At 61.4% G+C, this 19369-nt stretch carries 16 protein-coding genes; 7 read left to right on the top strand and 9 right to left on the bottom strand.

Annotation, left to right across the window (positions count from 1 at the left end; all coding sequences use genetic code 11):
* Positions 1–22 precede the first annotated feature (22 nt).
* Genes BMX32_RS03560 through rfbB form a run of 5 tightly spaced genes read right to left on the bottom strand, consistent with a single transcriptional unit; the run spans position 23 to position 4856 of the window.
* A complete protein-coding gene (locus BMX32_RS03560) occupies positions 23–1441 on the bottom strand; it encodes a mannose-1-phosphate guanylyltransferase/mannose-6-phosphate isomerase (protein WP_089974501.1) in 1419 nt (472 codons plus the stop codon).
* Between the two features lie 7 nt (positions 1442–1448).
* Positions 1449–2375 (bottom strand): dTDP-4-dehydrorhamnose reductase, encoded by a 927-nt coding sequence (gene rfbD / locus BMX32_RS03555; RefSeq protein ID WP_089974498.1) that lies wholly within the window; start codon positions 2373–2375, stop codon positions 1449–1451.
* Entirely contained in the window at positions 2372–2929 is a 558-nt protein-coding gene (gene rfbC, locus BMX32_RS03550) for a dTDP-4-dehydrorhamnose 3,5-epimerase (RefSeq protein ID WP_029213864.1), read from the bottom strand. Before rfbC ends, rfbD begins: the two co-directional genes overlap by 4 nt.
* Positions 2926–3810 (bottom strand): glucose-1-phosphate thymidylyltransferase RfbA, encoded by an 885-nt coding sequence (gene rfbA / locus BMX32_RS03545; RefSeq protein ID WP_089974495.1) that lies wholly within the window; start codon positions 3808–3810, stop codon positions 2926–2928. Before rfbA ends, rfbC begins: the two co-directional genes overlap by 4 nt.
* Positions 3807–4856 carry a dTDP-glucose 4,6-dehydratase gene (gene rfbB, locus BMX32_RS03540; protein WP_089974492.1) on the bottom strand — a complete coding sequence of 350 codons (1050 nt, stop codon included), beginning with the start codon at positions 4854–4856 and terminating at the stop codon, positions 3807–3809. Before rfbB ends, rfbA begins: the two co-directional genes overlap by 4 nt.
* A 211-nt stretch (positions 4857–5067) precedes the next feature.
* On the opposite strand from rfbB, the gene BMX32_RS03535 reads away from it, so the two are divergent.
* From BMX32_RS03535 to BMX32_RS03510, 6 genes are all read left to right on the top strand, one after another.
* On the top strand, positions 5068–6237 hold the full coding sequence (locus tag BMX32_RS03535; protein ID WP_089974490.1) for a trans-sulfuration enzyme family protein: 1170 nt from the start codon (positions 5068–5070) through the stop codon (positions 6235–6237).
* Positions 6238–6350: 113 nt separating this feature from the next.
* The gene (locus BMX32_RS03530) at positions 6351–7097 is read left to right on the top strand and encodes an ABC transporter permease (protein WP_089976898.1); all 747 of its coding nucleotides are present in this window, start codon (positions 6351–6353) and stop codon (positions 7095–7097) included.
* Positions 7087–8454, top strand: coding sequence for an ABC transporter ATP-binding protein (locus BMX32_RS03525; protein ID WP_089974488.1), 1368 nt, complete (start codon positions 7087–7089; stop codon positions 8452–8454). Before BMX32_RS03530 ends, BMX32_RS03525 begins: the two co-directional genes overlap by 11 nt.
* 2 nt (positions 8455–8456) lie before the next feature.
* Positions 8457–9908, top strand: coding sequence for a class I SAM-dependent methyltransferase (locus tag BMX32_RS03520; protein WP_089974486.1), 1452 nt, complete (start codon positions 8457–8459; stop codon positions 9906–9908).
* 53 nt (positions 9909–9961) lie between these two features.
* Positions 9962–12259 carry a glycosyltransferase family 2 protein gene (locus tag BMX32_RS03515; protein WP_170843551.1) on the top strand — a complete coding sequence of 766 codons (2298 nt, stop codon included), beginning with the start codon at positions 9962–9964 and terminating at the stop codon, positions 12257–12259.
* A 147-nt stretch (positions 12260–12406) separates the two neighbouring features.
* Complete coding sequence (locus BMX32_RS03510) at positions 12407–13357, top strand: methyltransferase domain-containing protein (protein WP_170843550.1); 951 nt, start codon at positions 12407–12409, stop codon at positions 13355–13357.
* Positions 13358–13378: 21 nt separating this feature from the next.
* On the opposite strand, the gene BMX32_RS03505 is transcribed toward BMX32_RS03510, so the two are convergent.
* Positions 13379–15220, bottom strand: coding sequence for a hypothetical protein (locus BMX32_RS03505; RefSeq protein ID WP_089974478.1), 1842 nt, complete (start codon positions 15218–15220; stop codon positions 13379–13381).
* A 198-nt stretch (positions 15221–15418) separates the two neighbouring features.
* Here BMX32_RS03505 and BMX32_RS03500 point away from each other — a divergent pair, with 198 nt between their 5' ends.
* On the top strand, positions 15419–16642 hold the full coding sequence (locus BMX32_RS03500) for a hypothetical protein (RefSeq protein WP_089974476.1): 1224 nt from the start codon (positions 15419–15421) through the stop codon (positions 16640–16642).
* Positions 16643–16666: 24 nt separating this feature from the next.
* On the opposite strand, the gene BMX32_RS03495 is transcribed toward BMX32_RS03500, so the two are convergent.
* From BMX32_RS03495 to BMX32_RS03485, 3 genes are read right to left on the bottom strand one after another with little or no spacing between them, the layout of a single operon-like run.
* On the bottom strand, positions 16667–17059 hold the full coding sequence (locus BMX32_RS03495) for a GtrA family protein (RefSeq protein WP_089976895.1): 393 nt from the start codon (positions 17057–17059) through the stop codon (positions 16667–16669).
* A 44-nt stretch (positions 17060–17103) separates the two neighbouring features.
* The gene (locus BMX32_RS03490) at positions 17104–18396 is read right to left on the bottom strand and encodes an NAD(P)/FAD-dependent oxidoreductase (RefSeq protein ID WP_089974474.1); all 1293 of its coding nucleotides are present in this window, start codon (positions 18394–18396) and stop codon (positions 17104–17106) included.
* 27 nt (positions 18397–18423) lie between these two features.
* Entirely contained in the window at positions 18424–19368 is a 945-nt protein-coding gene (locus BMX32_RS03485) for an NAD-dependent epimerase/dehydratase family protein (RefSeq protein WP_089974472.1), read from the bottom strand.
* Position 19369 lies beyond the last annotated feature (1 nt).

The following is a 19369-nucleotide window of genomic DNA, read 5'->3' as shown; positions in this document are numbered from 1 at the left end:
GGGCCCGGTGGGCCCTCTCTTCTCACGCCCGACCGTACACGTCGTCGAAGCGAACGATGTCGTCTTCGCCGAGATAGCTCCCTGACTGGACCTCGATCAGTTCGAGCGGCATCTTGCCCGGGTTGCGCAGGCGATGGCGGCTGCCGAGTGGCAGGTAGGTGCTCTGGTTTTCGGCGAGCAGGAAGACCTTGTCGTCGCAGGTGACTTCCGCCACGCCCTTCACGACGATCCAGTGCTCGGCGCGGTGGTGGTGCATCTGCAGGCTGAGCGATGCGCCTGGCTTCACGACGATGCGCTTGACCTGGAACCGATCCCCCGACTCCAGCGAATCGTAACTACCCCACGGCCGTCGTACGACGCGATGCAGGTCGTGCTCGGTACGGCCCGCGGTCTTCAGCTGGTCGACGATCTTCTTCACGTCCTGCGATGCATCGCGCCGTGCCACCAGTGTGGCGTCCGGCGTGGTCACCACCACGATATCGTCGAGGCCGATGGTTGCCACCAGATGGCGGTCGTGCGAACGGACGAGCGAGTTGCGCGTGTCCATCGCGATCACATCGCCTTCCAGCCGGTTGCCGTCGGCATCCTTGTCCGCGGCCATCCACAACGCGTCCCAGGAGCCGATGTCGCTCCATTCGCAGGCAACGGGAACCACGGCCGCATGGGCCGTCTTCTCCATCACGGCGTAGTCGATGGAGTCGTTGGGCGCCTTGGCGAACGCTTCCGCGTCGAGCCGGATGAAATCGAGATCGGTGTCGGCCGTGGCGAACGCGGACCGCGCGGCGTCCAGCATGGCCGGGGCGTGCAGCCCGAGCTCGTCCAGATAACGGGACGCACGGAACAGGAACATGCCCGAGTTCCAGTCGTACTCGCCGCTGGCGACGTATTTTTCGGCCACGTCGTGTTTCGGTTTCTCCACGAACTGGCTGACGCGGAACGTGGTTCGCTCGACGCCGAGGGCATCCCCGCGCCGGATGTATCCGAAGCCTGTTTCGGCGCGATCCGGACGGATGCCGAACGTTACCAGCCAGTCCTGTTCCGCGAGAGGGCGCGCGCGGGCGACGACCTCGGCGAACGCGGCGTTGTCGCCGATCAGATGATCGGCAGGCAATACGAGGATGAGCGCCTCGGGATCGCGTCGCAGGGCTTGCAGCGCGCCGACCGCGATCGCGGGGGCGGTGTTGCGGGCGACCGGCTCCAGCAGGATGCTGGCGTCGGTGATGCCCAGCTCCTGCAGCTGCTCGGCGGCGAGGAAACGATGATCGTCGCTCGCCACCACGACCGGCGACGCGGTGTCGGGCAGCGACTGCGCGCGACGGACCGTCTGCTGGAAGAGGGTTTCGGTTCCCGTGATGGACAGGAACTGCTTCGGCAGATTGCGCCGGGAGATCGGCCACAGGCGCGTGCCGCTACCGCCGCTGAGGATGAGGGGGATCAGCATGATTGCCTCACGAGGTGGCAAGCTCGCCGACGACCTCCTGCAATCCCACGCGCCAGTCGGCGAGCGGGTGGCCGAACGTTGCGGCGAACGAAGCGTTGTCCAGGACGGAATAGGCGGGACGTCGGGCCGGTGTCGGAAACTCCGCCGTCGCGATGGGCTGCACGTTCGGTGCCCTGGCCAGCACGCCCGACGCCACCGCTTCGGCGAAGATCGCCTCCGCGAAACCGTGCCAGGTCGTCTCGCCGGATGCCGTCAGGTGGAACGTGCCGAGGAGGCCCGGATCGTTTCCGCCGGACGACACATAGCGATCGATCGCGGCCAGCGTTCCGGCCACGATGAGCCGCGTGGTCGTCGGCGTGCCACGCTGGTCGGCGACGACACGCAGCTCGTCGCGATCGGCGCCGAGACGCAGCATCGTGCGCAGGAAGTTGTTGCCGACGGCCGAGTACACCCATGCCGTCCTGAAGATCATGTGCCGCGCGCCGCTGGCTCGAAGCGCTTCTTCACCCGCCAGCTTGCTTCTTCCGTAGGCGCCCTGGGGGCCCGTGGCGGCGGTGGGGGCATACGGCGCTGTCGCCGTGCCGGGAAACACGTAATCCGTCGAAAAGTGGATGACGAGCGCGCCATGGCTGGCGGCCCATCGCCCGATGACCCCGAGTGCCTCGCCGTTGACGCGCGACGCCGTGCCTTCGTCCGACTCCGCCTTGTCCACCGCCGTATAGGCGGCTGCGTTGACGACGATGTCCGGTCGCTCGGCATCCAGCAGCGATGCCAGCGCGGTCAGATCCTCGAGATTCCCGACGACGCCTCGGCCCGGCGCGTTGAGTTCGCCGGTGCGGGTGGCGGCGATCAGGTCGCCGCGGCGAGCGAGTCCGCCCTCGGTCAGAAAGGTCTGGCCAAGCTGACCGTTCGCCCCCAGCAGCAGAAGCTTCACGCCGTGTACTCCGGCAGGCGCTCCGGCGCAATCTCGGCCAGCAGCGGCGCCTTCGCATCCTTGTCGGAGAGCAGGGGATCCGAAAGCGGCCAGTCGACGCCGATGGCGGGGTCGTCCCAGCGAACACCGCCGTCCGCCTTCGCGTCGTAGAGATCGGTGCACTGGTAAGAGAACGTCGCGAACTCCGACACCACGCAGAAGCCGTGGGCAAAGCCTTCCGGAATCCAGAAATGGCGATGGTTCTCGGCGGTGAGCATCACGCCGGCCCACTGGCCGAACGTGGGCGACCCGCGACGGATATCGACGGCGACATCGTAGACCTCGCCTTCGAGCACGCTCACGAGCTTACCCTGCGGATGTGGCCACTGGTAGTGCAGGCCGCGCAGGACGCCACGCGCGGAGCGCGATACGTTCGACTGGACGAAATGCCGGTCGATGCCCGCTTCCTTGTATTTGGCGTCGTTGAAGCTCTCGTAGAAAAAGCCGCGGGAGTCGCCGAACACCTGGGGTTCGATCACGATGCAACCGGGCAGGGAGGTTTCGATGAACTTCATCCGACGTAGCCTTGCTTGATCAGGTGCTTGAGGTACTGGCCGTAGCCGGTCTTCGCGAGCGGCTCGGCGAGGCGCAGCAACTGCTCGGCATCGATCCACTTGTTGACGTATGCGATTTCTTCGGGGCAGCAGACCTTGAGGCCCTGGCGGTTCTCGATGGTCTGGATGTATTCGCCCGCTTCCATCAGCGACTCGTGCGTACCCGTATCGAGCCATGCATAGCCGCGACCGAGCTGCTCGAGGTGCAGGGTCTCGTCGTCGAGGTAGCAGCGGTTGAGGTCCGTGATCTCGAGTTCGCCGCGCGGCGACGGCTTGAGCGCAGAGGCGAAATCGACGGCCCGGTTATCGTAGAAGTAGAGACCGGTGACGGCGTAATTCGACTTGGGCTCCGTGGGCTTTTCTTCCAGGCCGATGACCTTGCCGGCCGCGTCGAATTCGGCCACGCCGTAGCGCTCGGGATCCTTGACGAAGTAGCCGAACACCGTGGCGCCGTGCTCGCGCGAGGCCGCGCGCTTCATGCGTTCCGTCAGGCCGACACCGTAAAAGATGTTGTCGCCGAGCACGAGACAACTGGGATCGTTGCCGATGAACTCCTTGCCGATGATGAAGGCCTGGGCGAGGCCATCCGGCGAGGGCTGCACGGCGTACGTGATGTTGATGCCCCACTGGCTGCCGTCACCAAGCAGGCGCTGGAAGAGTTCCTGCTCGTGCGGCGTGTTGATGACCAGGATGTCCCGGATGCCCGCCAGCATGAGCGTGGCGAGCGGGTAGTAGATCATGGGCTTGTCGTACACCGGCAGCAGCTGCTTGCTGACCGCCTTCGTGATCGGGTAAAGACGCGTACCCGAGCCGCCCGCGAGGATGATGCCCTTGGTCGTCATGCGCCGAGTCGCTCCAGCTGGTAGCTGCCGTCGAGGATGCCCTGGACCCACGGGCGGTTGTCGAGGTACCACTGCACCGTGGCGCGGATGCCCGATTCGAAGGTGTGAGCCGGCGTCCAGCCCAGTTCGTCCTTCAGCTTGCTGGCGTCGATCGCATAACGGCGGTCGTGGCCCGGGCGGTCGCGGACGAAGGTGATCAGGCTCTCGTGCGGCTTGCCGTCGGCGAGGGGCGAGACCTCGTCGAGAATCGCGCAGATCGTCTTGACGACGACGAGATTGGCGCGCTCCGAATTGCCGCCGACATTGTAGGTTTCGCCCAGGCGCCCGGCCTCGAGCACACGGCGGATCGCCGTGCAGTGGTCTTCGACGAACAGCCAATCGCGGACGTTCATGCCGTCGCCGTAGATCGGAAGCGCTTCGCCGGCCAGCGCCTTCTGGATGACCAGTGGGATCAGCTTTTCGGGGAACTGGTACGGCCCGTAGTTGTTGGAGCAGTTGGTCGTCAGGACCGGCAGGCCGTACGTGTGGTGGAAGGCGCGGACGAGATGGTCCGACGCGGCCTTCGACGCCGAGTACGGCGAATTGGGGGCGTAGGGGGTGGTTTCGGTGAAGAAGCCCTCGGCGCCCAGGGAGCCGTAGACCTCGTCGGTAGATACGTGCAGGAACCGGAACGCCTTGGCGGCGGCCTCGTCCAGACCCTTCCAGTAGTCGCGGGTAGCTTCCAGCAGGCCCAGGGTGCCGACGACGTTCGTCTCGATGAAGGCGGCGGGGCCGTCGATGGAGCGGTCGACATGGCTCTCGGCGGCGAAGTTGACCACCGCATCCGGGCGGTGCTCGGCGAGGAGGCGCGAGATGAGCTCGCGGTCGCCGATATCGCCTTTCACAAAAATATGGGAAGGATGGTCCTTGATCGACTCGAGAGTCTGAATATTGCCCGCGTACGTAAGCTTGTCCAGATTGATAACCGTCAGGCCATCGGCGACTGCCTGCAGGACGAAATTGGCGCCGATGAAGCCTGCGCCGCCGGTGACTAGTAAGGTTTTCATGGAGTTACGCATAGTCCTTTCATGTGCAGGGCCGGTATTCTCGCATGCTCCGGCAATGCCGAGCCCCGGCCCGTCGGCGCGTTCAATAACATGAACGCACCCGGCGGGAGATAGGCCAAACGCGGCCTGTATTCCAGAATCCGGTTATCATACGCGGTCATCTGCGCGCCGCGCAGTCCCGCCGCCCTCCGGCTTTCCGAGTCAGACGACCATGGCCAAGAAACCCTCGAAATCTCCTCCTTACGGTCTTGGCACTCGCGCCATTCACGCCGGCCAGTCACCGGATCCGTCAACTGGGGCGATCATGACCCCCATCTACGCTACGTCGACTTACGTGCAGCAGAGCCCGGGCGTGCATCAAGGATACGAATACTCCCGCACGCAGAACCCGACACGCATGGCGTACGAGCGCTGCGTCGCGGATCTCGAAGGCGGCGTCGCGGGTTTCGCTTTCGCGTCGGGTCTCGCCGCGGCGGCGACGGTTCTGGAACTGCTCGATACCGGCAGCCACGTGATCGCGATGGACGACCTGTACGGTGGCAGCTATCGGCTCTTCGACAAGGTCCGCCGTAGGTCCGCGGGTCTCGATTTCAGCTTCGTCGATCTCAACGACACGGCTGCGCTGAAGGCGGCGCTTCGCCCGGAAACGCGGATGATCTGGGCGGAAACGCCCACCAATCCCATGCTGAAGTTGGTCGATCTGGCGAAGATCGCGGCATTCGCACGGAAGCACGGGCTGATTCTCGTAGTGGACAATACGTTCTGCTCGCCCATGCTGCAGCGGCCCATCGAATTAGGTGCCGACCTCGTTCTGCATTCCGCCACTAAGTACCTCAACGGTCATTCGGACATCGTGGGCGGCATCGTGGTCGCGGGCAACGACGACCTGGCTCAGCAGATGGCGTTCCTGCAGAACGCGATCGGTGCCGTCGCCGGGCCCTTCGATGCCTTCCTCGCCATGCGTGGCCTGAAAACCTTGCACCTTCGTATGAATGCCCATTGTGCGGGCGCGATGGAGCTCGCTACCTGGCTTGAGAAGCATCCGGCCGTCGAAAAGGTGATCTACCCGGGCCTGAAATCGCACCCGCAGCATGCGCTGGCGCGCAAGCAGATGGATGGTTTCGGCGGCATCATCTCCGTCGAGGTCAAGGGCGGCCTGCGCAAGGCGCGCCGCGTACTCGAGCGCTGCGAACTGTTCGCGCTCGCCGAGTCGCTCGGTGGCGTCGAGAGTCTGATCGAGCACCCTGCGATCATGACGCACGCGTCGATCCCAGCGGCGAATCGCAAGCGACTGGGTATCTCCGATGGACTGATTCGTCTTTCAGTCGGCGTCGAAAATGTCGATGACCTTCGTGCTGAATTGGCTGCCGCGCTCGCATAGTCGCGACGATCGAACACTGGAGTGAGCGCACATTGTCGTATCCGTCCCTGAAGAAAATTACGCTGACGGGCCCGTTTGAGGCCTTCGGCAAGTACCGTTCGCTTACTCTTGCGATGAGCAAGCGTGAGTTGCTCGGCCGTTACCGCGGGGCAACGTTTGGTCTTCTGTGGTCGTTGATCAGTCCGTTCCTGATGTTGGGCGTGTATACGATCGCGTTCGGCTACATCATGAAGAGTCGGTGGCCGCATACCTCCGACAGCACTGGCGAGTACGCGCTCATCCTGTTCGTCGGGCTGATCATCCATGGCTATTTCGCCGAATGCCTTGTTCGATCGCCGACCCTGATTACGGGCAATCCCAATCTGGTGAAACGGATCATTTTTCCGTTGGAAATCCTGCCTTGGCCCATGGTCCTGTCAGCCTTATTTCACGTGGCCGCGAATTTCATCGTTTTTGCGTGCCTGCACTTCGTATTCAAGTTGTACGTTCCACTGACAATTTTCCTCGTTCCAATTGTCGTGGCACCGTTTGTCATATTCACGATGGGCGTTAGCTGGTTTCTCGCGTCGCTCGGCGTGTACATCCGCGACATTCCACAGGTCACCGGTGTTTTCGCCACGGCTATGCTGTTTCTTTCCTCGGCCATCATTCCTGTCGACACGCTTCCCGAGAAATACCGGGTGATCTTCGCGCTGAATCCGCTGTCGTTCATCATCAACCAGGCTCGTGAAGTCGCGCTCTGGGGGCATTTGCCGGATTTCGCCGGCCTGACTCTCTACGCTGTGGGTAGCGCCGTCTTCGCTTACCTCGGTTATGCGTGGTTCCTGAAAACAAAGCGAGGGTTCGCCGATGTCATCTGACCGGTCGATTTCCGGAACGGAGGCTTCAGGCAGCGCCGACGTGGCGATTTCCGTACGGAACGTCAGCAAGTGCTATCACATTTACGATCGCCCGCTACACCGGCTGCTGCAGGGGCTGGTGGGCGCGCGCCGTACCTATTACCGGGAGTTCTGGGCGCTTCATGGCGTGACTTTCGACGTGCAACGAGGCGAGACGCTCGGAATCATCGGACGTAACGGTTCGGGCAAGTCGACCCTGCTCCAGCTCATTGCCGGTACGCTGGCCGCCAATGAAGGCGATGTGGCGGTCAATGGGCGTGTCGCCGCGTTGCTGGAGCTGGGTAGCGGATTCAATGCCGAGTTCACAGGACGTGAGAACGTCTATCTCAATGCATCCATCCTCGGTCTTTCGAAAACTGAAATCGATGGTCGTTTCGATCAGATCGCAGAGTTCGCCGACATCGGGTCTTTCATCGATCAGCCGGTGAAGAGTTATTCGAGCGGCATGGTGATGAGGCTCGCGTTCTCCGTCATTGTGCATGTCGATGCCGATGTGCTGATCATTGACGAAGCGCTTGCCGTGGGTGACGCATTCTTTACTCAGAAGTGCATGCGATTCCTGCGCGAGTTCAAGACCCGTGGAACCCTGCTCTTTGTTAGCCACGACGGCGCTGCCGTCACTGGCTTGTGCGATCGCGCGATCTGGCTCGATGGCGGCGTGGTCAAAGCCGCGGGTATCGCCAAGGACGTGATGGCGGCATACACGGAGGCATTCATTCACGAGCGGCAGGGAACGACGGCTACCCGCATTGCCACCCGCAGTGAAACCGATCCGCGCGTCGCGCGGCGGCGTGACGAGCGTCTGGAACTACGGGATAGGTCCGTCCTGCGAAACGATATCGAACTGTTCCCGTTCGATCCGCACGCGACCAGTTTTGGCGAATCGCGCGCCACCATTTCCCATGTTGCACTTGTCGATCGGGACGACACCGAGCTCGGCCTCGTTTTCGGTGGCGAAGAGGTCGCTCTCAAGATCGATATAACCGCGCAAGACGAGCTAGACGGCGTCATCGTCGGCTTCTATATCAAAGATCGGCTGGGGCAGCTGCTGTTCGGCGACAACACGCACCTTTACATCAAGGAACGATTCCGCATTGAGGCAGCAGGGACGCTGACTGCAGTCTTCCGGTTTGAAATGCCGCGACTGCAGGCCGGCGAATATTTCGTGACGGCGGGTGTGGCGGAGGGGGACCAATCGGAACATGTCATCCAGCACTGGATTCATGAGGCACTCAAGTTCAGGTCTGATGGCATGGGCACTCCGTCTGGTCTCATCGGCATAAATATGCTCGACGTCGAAGTCATCAGTGAGAACTAACCATGAATTTTACGCTTGATAAATATCGAACGGCTTTCCTGAAGCCGTCGCTGACGTTCCCGTATCCCTGGGCGGGGCATATTCCATTCGCTTACGCGATCATCGAAATGCTGCGCCCGCGGACATTGGTCGAGCTGGGCACCGATTCCGGCAATTCTTATATCGCATTCTGTCAGGCGGCCGAGGCGATCGGGCTCGACGCCAGTTTCGTCGCGATCGACAGCTGGGAGGGCGATCCTCAGGCGCGGTTCTATGATCACTCCGTGCTCGATGCATTGCGTGCTCGCCACGACCAGCGGTTCGGTCACTTCTCCACGCTGAAGCAGGGCTACTTCGACGACGTGCGTGGCGAGTTCGCCGATGGGAGCATTGATCTCCTGCACATCGATGGCCTGCACACCTACGAGGCCGTCAGCAACGACTTCCGTACCTGGCTTCCCAAGATGAGCGAGCGGGGTGTCGTTCTTTTTCACGACACTCAGGTCAAACACGGCGATTTCGGGGTATGGAAGTTCATCGCCGAGCTTCGTCGTGAGTATCGGATCTTCGAGTTCGTCCACAGTAACGGGCTGGCCGTCCTCACCCTTGGCGGGAAAACGACCGAGGCATTCGATGATTTCATGGCCTTTGCCGAAGTCGAGCCGGATCGTGTCCGAAACTACTTCGAGCAGATCGCCGGCACGATCATTGATGAAAAGACGGGCCAGCTTGATCGCGCCGTGGCTCTGCCATCGGGCGTGGAGGCGCGCGTGTACTACCGCGCGGAAGACGAGGGCTTCTCCGAGCAGAATTCGCTCGCGGCCAAGGCGGGTGGCGCGCTGGGGCGCGTGCAGTTATCGTTCCGGTTTCCAGCGGCCACACGGCCTGATTTCCTGCGAATCGACCCGGCGAATATGGGGGGCGTGTTCAGCCTGCTTTCCCTCGCGTTCCGCGACGACCTCAACAAAGTCATCGACGTCGACGTGCATGCGGCGGCTCGCCTTGTCGGGGTGCATGGCCAGTTCGTGGCCGAACGATTCGAAGGGAGGCTGAGGCTCGCCGCGTTTCACAACGACCCGAACTTCGAAGTCTATGTTGGGGACATCTGGGGCGACCTCGCGAACGAAGGTAGCATCACCCTCGAGATGACAGTCGATTACGAGGCGTTGCTAACCGATCCCGAGGTCTCAAAAGTTGCGGAGTCACAATTGTCCGGTGTCGCCAACGAGATCAATGGCAGTGAGAAGCGCCTACCTCTGGCTGCGCTTCGAAGCCAGCTGGACACGTTCGGCGAAACGATCTCCGGCGTCCATCGTCGCGTCGATGCCGAGGCGCAGACGACAGCGCAGTCCGTTGCACATCTGAATGCGCGGATTGACGAGTTGTCGGGAAAACTGGATGAGTCCACGCGGCTGCTCGAAGCGATTAGCCGGCGTACTTTTTTCGATCTCTTTCGGTCGCGCAATCGCGCCTGATGTCGTTCGACGGTCCGAATGAACGTAAGCGAGGTAAGCTATCTGTGTCTCCGATGAATGAGAAAAGTTCGTCTCACGGCGAGATCGCGCTCAAGCTGGTGCCTGTGAACGATCTCGTTGCCAGCCCGGGATCCGCCACGCGCTGGGCATCGACAGGCAATGATCCCCAGTTCCGGATCGAGGTGCCGGGTGGCCGCATGCCCGGTGGCTGGTACGAGATCACGTGCGACATCAAGTCGGTCGACGGAGCCGGGCTCCATGCGTTGCTGTATCCGGACTTCGAGACGCCGATACAGGAGGCTGATGCCATCCCGCTGTTCGGGGCGGCTACTCACGGCGAGCGCTCGATCATCGCCCTCAGGAGTGACATCGTTGGTCTGCGTTTCGACCCGATGGCCATTCCGGGCGAGTTCGACCTGGAACGCTTCACGATCAGGAAGGTCGGTCGACTCGCCGCAGCCCGCACGATGCTCAGCTCGATCGCGGGGCGTCCGAGGACGGGTATGTCGCGGAAGCGGCTCATGCGCGCCTGCGTAGCGGAACTCCTGCGGGGTGGTCCGCGAGCCGTAGGTCGCAAGATCTATTCGATCTACATCGGCATCGTGGATGCCTCGCTCGCGCGCAGCTACCAGAACTGGGTTCTCGTCAATGATACTTGGACGGCGTCCCAGCTTGCCGCCATCAGGCAATCGTTCGAGGACCGCGGCGACGCGCCTTCGCTATCCATCGTCATGCCGGTATACAACCCGCCCGAGAAGTGGCTGCGACGGTGTATCGACTCGGTCATCGAGCAGTCCTATTCGAACTGGACGCTGTGCATTGCCGACGATTGTTCGCCAAACCCACGCATCCGATCCGTGCTCAGCGAATACGCTGCTCGCGACGCGCGTATCAAGGTAGTTTTCCGCGAGAAGAACGGCCATATCTCCCGATCGTCGAACTCCGCACTGGAACTCGTGACAGGCGACTACGTCGCCCTGCTGGACCACGACGATGAGTTGTCGCCGGTAGCTCTCTCGACGATGGCCCAAGCCATCCTCGACAACCCTGGTGCCGGCGTTCTTTTCTCGGACGAGGACAAGATAGGTGAGGACGGCATTCGTTTCGACCCTTACTTCAAGCCCGACTTCAACATAGATCTCTTCCGCGGCCACAACATGGTCAGTCACTTCGGTGTCTACAGCGCGGCGTTGTTGCGCGATGTCGGTGGATTCCGCGAGGGCTATGAGGGCAGTCAGGACTATGACCTAGCACTTCGCTGCGTAGAGCGGGTTGGCTCTGCCGGCGTCGTCCATGTCCCGCATGTCCTTTACCACTGGCGGACGATCGCAGGCTCCACGGCTGCGGGGCCGCAGGAAAAGAGCTACGCGAGTGTCGCAGCCCAGAAGTCGTTGTCCGCGCATTTCGAGCGACTCGGTATCAAGGGCCGGTTCGATGAACTGACGTCGTTCCCCGGGAACTTCGCGCATTCCATCGACCCGGAAAAGGAACCCCTCGTATCGATCGTCATTCCGACACGCGACCATGTGGACCTGCTTCGACAATGCGTGCAGAGCATTCTCGCAAAGACAACATATGGGCGCTTTGAGATCGTCATTGTCGACAATGGTTCGGTCGAGGGCGAAACACTGCGATACCTGCAGGAGCTGGATGAAGCCGGAAGCGCACGGGTGCTTCGCTACGATGCGCCATTCAATTTCTCTGCCATCAACAACTTCGCCGTCGCGCAGACATCCGGGGATGTGATCGTTTTCGCGAACAACGATCTGGAAGTCATCACGCCTGCGTGGCTCGACGAACTCGTGTCGCACGCGATGCGCAGGGAAGTGGGCGCAGTCGGGTGCATGCTGTATTACCCGAACGACACCGTACAGCACGCGGGCATCATCCTTGGTCTTGGCGAGGCACGTGTCGCGGGTCACGCCTATCACCTCCAGCAACGTGGATATCCCGGCCAGATGTGCCGTATGCACCTCACCCAACAGCTTTCCGCCGTTACGGCGGCCTGCATGGCGGTGAGGCGCGAGGTGTTCGACGAAGTTGGTGGATTCGACGAGGCACTGGGTGTCGCGTTCAACGACGTCGATCTCTGTCTGCGGATCCGGGCGGCGGGCTATGCGATTGTGTGGACCCCGCGCGCGGAGATGTATCACCACGAATCCGCCTCGCGTGGGCACGACGACGCAGGCCCGCGTAAGAATCGTTTTCTAGGAGAGGCCAGGTTCATGAAGGATCGCTGGTCAACCTCGCTTCTGGACGACCCATACTTCAATCCGAACCTCAGTCTGGACGATGCCTGTTTCCTGTTTGGCCCGAAACGGCACTCGTCTCGCGTGGCGCGTAGCGCCTGACCAGGTCAGGGCATGACGACGGCCTCGCGGCGGCCCGAGGTCGCTACGGGGCAGGGGGTTGGCCCGGCCGGAACCGCGTCGTACTATCCTCCCGCAGGCGGAATCCCGCGGGAGGCAGTCTTTGTGGCTAACGACCGGCAGTCGATCTTGACCGACGGCATCGACTTCTCTACTGAAGTCGGGCTCGAATTGGGTCCCCTCAATAATCCCGTAGTTCGGCGAAGCGTTGGCAAGGTGATCTACGTCGACTACGCGGATACGGAGACGCTTCGGCAGCGATACGCATCTGATCCCCATGTTGATAGCGGGGACATCGTCGATGTCGATGCGACGTGGGGAGGAAACACGCTTCAGGATGCTGTCGGGGTAAACGCGAAGGTCGATTACATCGTCGCTTCGCATGTCATCGAGCACGTTCCGGATCTGATCGCATGGCTTGATGAGCTGGTCGAGGTCTTGAATGACCGAGGGAAGATCCGTCTGGCGATTCCCGATCGGCGCTATTCCTTCGACTACCTTCGCGGCGATACGCGCCTGGCGGACGTGATCTGTGCTCACATGGTGCGGGCGCGTGTACCACAGCCGCACCAGGTGCTGGACTTTACCCTGAACAAGACTCAGATCGATTCCATGGCCGCATGGCAGGGAAGAATTGACGAGGCGCGCCTGGGGCGCGACTTCACGTTCGAGGGTTGTATGCACCTTGCCAACGACGTTGTCATGAACGGCACGTACCACGATGTGCATTGTTGGGTGTTTACGCCCAGATCGTTTGCTCGACTGATGCGAGAGCTGGCGTCGCACGACCTGACCCGCCTTGGTTGCGACGCATTCACCGGCACGGCTTACGGCGAATTCGAGTTCTTCGTTCGCGCAACACCCGTTTCCGACAGGGAGGAGCGAGTCGAAAGCTGGCGGAGAATGGAGGGTGAGGCCGTTCAACACGGTGAAGAGCAGTGGACGATGATGTCCGCCATGCTCGAAGATGCCAGACAGGAGAAGGCGTTCCTCGCGTCCCGCATCGCGGAATACGAAGGGTCGCGCTCATGGCGGATAACGGCGCCTCTGCGCGCGCTCTTCAGGGCGGTCCGGGGCTGAGCTGACGCGCCGGTCGTCGAGTCACGGAGCGTATGGAGCTCCTACGCTCTTGCGCATGTGTCGAATCGTGAAATCCTGGAATCGATGCGCCCAGGCGCTGAGTACTCCGCTCTCGACCGGTGCACTCAGACCAAGCCAACTGTCCTTTGTGTCGTCGATCGCGGAGACGCGAAACGCACCGGATGGAGCGGCCGTGTAGACGGCAGTCCAGCGAAGGCCGGCTTGGCGCCTAAGTACGAGCGGCGTCATTCCGCTTGAGCTTTGCAACGCCACGGAGAGGCCCTTCTTACCTATGCGCCCACCGACGACCTCGATCATCGCCATGGGAAAGGCGGAGCGCACGTCGGGCGAGATCATGGCCCCGATGTAGGCGTTGCCATTCGCTGAGGCATACGAACCTATGGCCGTCGCCGGTGTATCGCCGATCAGCGTGGATGGCAGGTTTTCGCGAGTGAAGCCGCCAATATCCCTTGGAAGCCAGAGCGGCGTACGTACCGACACCGGAAGCATGGCTTTGACGAGCGGATCGTCGAGCAAGGACTGCAGGCGTCGGGCGTCGGGATACGGAATAGTGAAGAACGGCTTGTCGAGGTCGGCGAAGTTCCCGGAGCGCACATAGTTTCGGACGTTACGGGTCTGCTCGGTCGTGTGGTTGTTTCGATCCAACGCGAGGCTGAGGTCGTCGGGCGTTCGCTTGTGCAGGCCCACGGCAAGACCGGTGACGAACAGCGCGGAACTGGCGACCCCAATGCGGAAGACATTTCGGTTCAGCTCGCGTCTCTGAAGCGCGGCCAGTGTCAGCCAGGCGTTGACCAGGCTGCCGATGGCCGGAATATCCATGTAGCGTGACGCCATGACTTCGATGCCGTGCCCTCGGGAATGTGCGATTGCAGCGGCCTGCAGCAGGACCCAGATCGCAACGCCAATAGCGAACAATTCCTGAGAAGAAGCTTGCCTGCGCCGTAGGACCCGGAACGACAACAGGAGCATGGGCGCCCACATGATCATCGCGACCAGAAGCATCGTAAAGGTGCTCTGCAAGTGCCTCATCCTGGGCTCCAGAGGCCACATCAGGACGACAGCAAGGCCGCGTACGTGGTCAACCATTCCCTGGGCCTTATAGGCCTCGTGACCCGGAATCGTGGGTACGAGTAGAAGACCGGTCACGGAAATCGCTGCCAGAAGGCCCACACTCACAAACAGAAACTTGTGCCCCAGCGGTTCACGCCATGCGCGGACGACAATCGTTGCGATGCATGCCACTGCCGCGATGAGGCCCGATGCCATCGTGAACAGCGACGCCACACCCGTGACGAGGAGCCAGACAACCATGAGGCGAGAGGGCCGCATGTACGAAACGATCCCTATCATGGCGATCGCAGCGATCGCCATGAGATAGAACTGGCTCTGGAATCCGACCAGTGCGTTTTCCCAGCTGAATGGGAGGGCGGCGATGAGCAGCACTGTCAGCGCGGAAGCGGTGCGGAGGGACGTCGCGATGCCGTTCCGATTGAGCAGGGTCCACAGAAGGGTGAGCATCGTGCTGAAAATCCCGGCATTGACATACGCCTCGACCAGGTTGTCCCATTGCCCGGAGTTCGCCTCGAAGATGGCGAGCGAGATGAGGCGCGTGAACGCGATCCGGTGTTCGTTATGCGATGAGAAAAGATCCGCGACGTGCCAGGTGCCATGCATCCACGCGCGAAGCAGGTGGTCGCCTTCGGCGTCCCACTGGTCCCATTGCGGCAGATCGCAGGCGAAAAGCGAAACGTAGATGCTTCTGAGCAGGAAGCACGCCGCGAAGACGCCCGCGCCCTGCAGAATGCGCCCCCAGCGAGTCGCGGGGCCCGGAATGGCAGACATTGTTTTCAACACGGACCCCTTTTCGGCGGGTGAAGTCGAGACATGGTGCGGCGGGGCCGGTCCGCCGGGAAATGAGGGCGGCGTATAAGGTCTCGCCGGTTCATGCATAATAGCCGCTGCAAGGCGCCGTTCGGAGCACGAGGGGGATTTTCGTGCCGGCTTGGACGTTCGGCCCATCATTTCTAACGGAACACGTGGATGCCGCATCTCGTCAGACGGTGGTTTTCTTCCTGGCCTTTTCTCGTCCTACTAGTGGCCGGCATTCTGATCTGGCGTCGTCCCGATCAATGGTTGCATCCTTACGTCTGGGTAGAAGAGGGGACGGTAACGCTTCCTGATTATCTTGCTCATGGATGGGGATCGATTCTTTCGCCCGTCGCTGGCTATCTCGTCATTCCCGCGAAGGTGATTTTCCTGATCGCGGCTTCTCTTTCATTTTCGCACCTGCCGAGTATCGAATACTGGCTTACCCTGATATTCACGGCGGGTACGATCGCGCTAGTCGCGTTCAGCCCCACACGCCTTCGCCATCCGCTGGCAGCGGCGTTGGCGGTGGCGCTCTTGCCGACCGACTCCGAAGTCTTCGCCGTCTCGGAGTATGCGTTCTGGTGGGGAGCCATATGGTCGTTCGTCGCTATTTTCTGGGACGAACAGGCGAAGCCGCGTACGGTTTGGAGGTGCGTTCTCGTCCTGGTAGGTGGTCTCTCGTCACCCATGGCCGTTCCCATGGCCGTCGTCCTGGGCTTCCGCGCCGCTGTTCTGCGCAAACGCGCTGATTTCGTCGTGTTGACGGTCGCATCGCTGGCCGCCGCGGTGCAGTGCTACACGATGTACGTCAACGGTGCGCTCAAGTCACCTGGCGAGACGAGTATCGACACCGTCAGCATCGTCACGCGTTTCTTTGGCGACTACGCCCTCGGCTCGCGGATGCTGCCTGAGGTATTCGCAGTTGTTCTGGGCTGGCTGGTATTGGCTGGCGGCGTCGTGTTTGCCATCGCTCGCGCGAAGTGGCGCGATCCTTACTTCCTGATGCTCGTCGCATGCCTCGTGGCAAGCATCGCAGCGTCGGTAACGCGCGTTCCGGTATCCATCCTCAATCCGTTCACGGCCGGGCCGCGTTACTTCTTCTTCCCGTATATGATGCTTAGCTGGCTCTTGCTATACACGCTGCCCGAGGTTGGCAGGGTGTCCAGAGCGCTCGTCTGCCTCGTCCTAGCGGGTGCACTCGTGCAGTTCGCCTTTTTTGCCCAGCGATTTCACGACCGGGTATCCTGGCGGGCGGAGATCCGGCATTGCGTCGAAAGTGGCGAGGCGACCTATCAGCTGCCGGTTCACTACGACGGTGCGAAGTCGCGCATGTGGCACGTCGGCCTTACCGGGAATCAGTGCAAGGATCTGGCCTCTCGCAGCCTGTTCCCCTGATGACGGATTCGTGCAGCGCCCGCGTCAGTGCCGAAACGAAAGGTACTTGTGCCCGAAGTAGCTCGAGACAAGCGGAAGCATGATTCCCACGAGGTGCGCCACCGAATCGGGGTGCCACGCGAAGCCCACTCTGGGGAATACAACCTTAGCGAGCAGCACGCTCACCGCGAGTGTCTGGGCCAATGCGAACAGGTTGACGACGACGAACCATATGGCCTGATGGTGCACGGCCTGCGACGAGTGCTTGAACACGAACAGTCGGTTCAACGCGAACGCAGTCGCCATGCCGATGCAATATGCGAGCGTGACGGCCCATGCGTAGCCTATCCAATGGTTGAAGGCGATGCGCGACGCAAAGTTTGCGGCCGCCGCTACACCTCCGACCACCAGGAAGAGCACGAACTGCGATCGCAGCAGTTCGTGCAGGCGTCGTGCACGGGAGGGGCGTGGACTGGCAGTGATCACGCGACCACTTCCCTGGCCAACATCCTTCCAAAATCGATACTCTCGGAGATGCCGCGATCTTCAGGGTAGTAATGAGATGTATCCGCGACCCAGAGGCCATTCACTGGCAGCTTTCTCGGTGGCAGGTCGTCAAGGTAACCGGGTGGGCAGATCGGCTGGGCGTAGCGATATCGATTGGCGCGAATGTCGATGAAATCTCGGTCGGTCAGTGCAGGGTTGATGGCCTTTAGGTAGCGCCGCACCTTGCCCGTGAATACGTCGTCCGACTCGCCATACTTGGGGTGGTCGCCTGGCATGTAGAACGGGACGTACACGACGTGATCCTTGAGTGGGCGGAGGTTGGTGTATTCAACCAGGCCAGGAATATCCATGTCGTCGTCATTGGTGTTCAGCCAGAAGTTTTCGCTGACCGGCTTGCGCAGCTTGGCGATGACGCAAACAACCGCGACATTCTTCAAGGCAGAGAATTTCGCGAGAATGTCGGCCGGCAGGTCGGGCATGATGCGCGGGACGAACGGAAGCGGAATCGTGCTGACGACGCGGTCGAATGCTTCGAATCCGGTAGGGGTCTCGACGCCGGTGACGCGACCGTCGCCCATGACTACTCGTGTTACCGGCGTCGACAGGCGGAATTCGCCACCATTCGATGCGATCCACTGTTGCATGCCGTTCAGCAGCGTGTCCGAACCTCCGTCCAGATAGCCGAGCTTCTCGCGAAACATGCTATAGCGCGAGTTGCCGATGCGGCGGATGCGGCTCCATATCCAGGCCGCGGAGAGATTGTCGCTGTAGTCGTAGAACTTGTAGTCGAACAAGCGCTGCCAGAGCGAGCGCCATGCTTCGTCGCCGACCCAACGTTTGATCCAACCCGTTGCTTCGACGTGGTCGAGTGGACGCCAGTTTTTGCGCTTCGTCGACAGGAATGCATGGAGCCCGTACCGAAACTTTGCCGTGAAGCTCAACCCCTTGAATTTCAGAAGGGCGACTGGATTGCCCCACGGTTGCAGGCGTTTGCCGAACCAGTAGCCCATCTTCGTCTCTGTCCAGCGCATGCGATCCGCCAACCCCAGCTCATCGAGCATGGTCAGAAAGCCTGCGTCCGAGATGCAGTGGAAGTGGTAATAGCGCTCGATTTTCAGGCCGGAGAAATTGAAAGAGGCGGTCATGCCGCCCACGCGGTCGTCTGCCTCGAAGATGACCGGGTTGTGGCCGTCTTTGGCAAGCTGATAAGCCACGGCGAGGCCCATCGGGCCCGCTCCGAGAACGGCGACTCGTTTTGCGTTGGTCATGTGATTGCTTTCCGGATCCAGGGTGGGTCAGCGCTTGAGCACGATGGCGGAATAGCGCGGGTCGCAATAGCTTTCTTTGATCGCGATGGCAAACGGTGTCTGTTTCACCCCGAACTCCGCCTCGGTGTCCACGCCCTTGAAATCATCGCCGGCGCTCAACGCCTTGAGCTGGCTTTCGGTGAACGGCGGTTTGCCACTGAAGAGCGCGTAGACGCGCAAAAGGAAGCCGAACAGTCCATAGGGAATGTGCAGGATGATCGTCTTCAGCCCCTTGACCTTCTTGATCGTATGGATGATGTCGACGTAGTCGATACGCGTATCGCCCACGACGTCATACACCTCGCCGTTACGCTCGCGGACGATGCAGTCGGCGATGCAGCGGCAGAAATCGCGCTCGTAGAGCGGCTGACGCATGTAGCGGCCGTCGCCGGGGATCGGGAACACGGGCGTCTTCGCCATGAAGCGCGACAGCCAGCCGAAGTGCTTGGGGTCGAACCAACCGAACATCAGCGTCGGACGCAGCACCGTGTGCCGGATGCCCGAGTCGACGACGAGCTTCTCCTGCGCCTTCTTCGTGTTGGTGTAGTCGTCGTTGGCGACCGACACCACGACCGAGGAGCTGATGTGCACCATGTAGGGCACGCCGTGGCGCTTGAACGCGTCCAGCACCACGCGCGTGGCGTCGATATTGTTGCGGACAAATTCTTCCGGATACTTGCTGGTGATCTGCGCATGGAGCTGCACGACGCACGCGGCACCGGCGAACGCGCTTTCCCAGTCGCCGGGAACGGCCACGTCGGCTTCGATCGCGACGACATCGGGATGCAGGTCGCGCAGGATGCCCATGTTGTAGGCATGCTTGTCGATGGCAACGAGCTGCGTGAAACCCTGGCTCTTGAGCTCGACGATCAGGTTCTGTCCGACGAGGCCGGCCGCGCCGGTGATGACGATCTTGCTGTTCTTGTCTGCCATG

This window comes from Luteibacter sp. UNCMF331Sha3.1 (assembly GCF_900109915.1).
Taxonomy (GTDB): Bacteria; Pseudomonadota; Gammaproteobacteria; order Xanthomonadales; family Rhodanobacteraceae; genus Luteibacter.
This window is presented reverse-complemented; position numbering and strand designations above follow the sequence as displayed.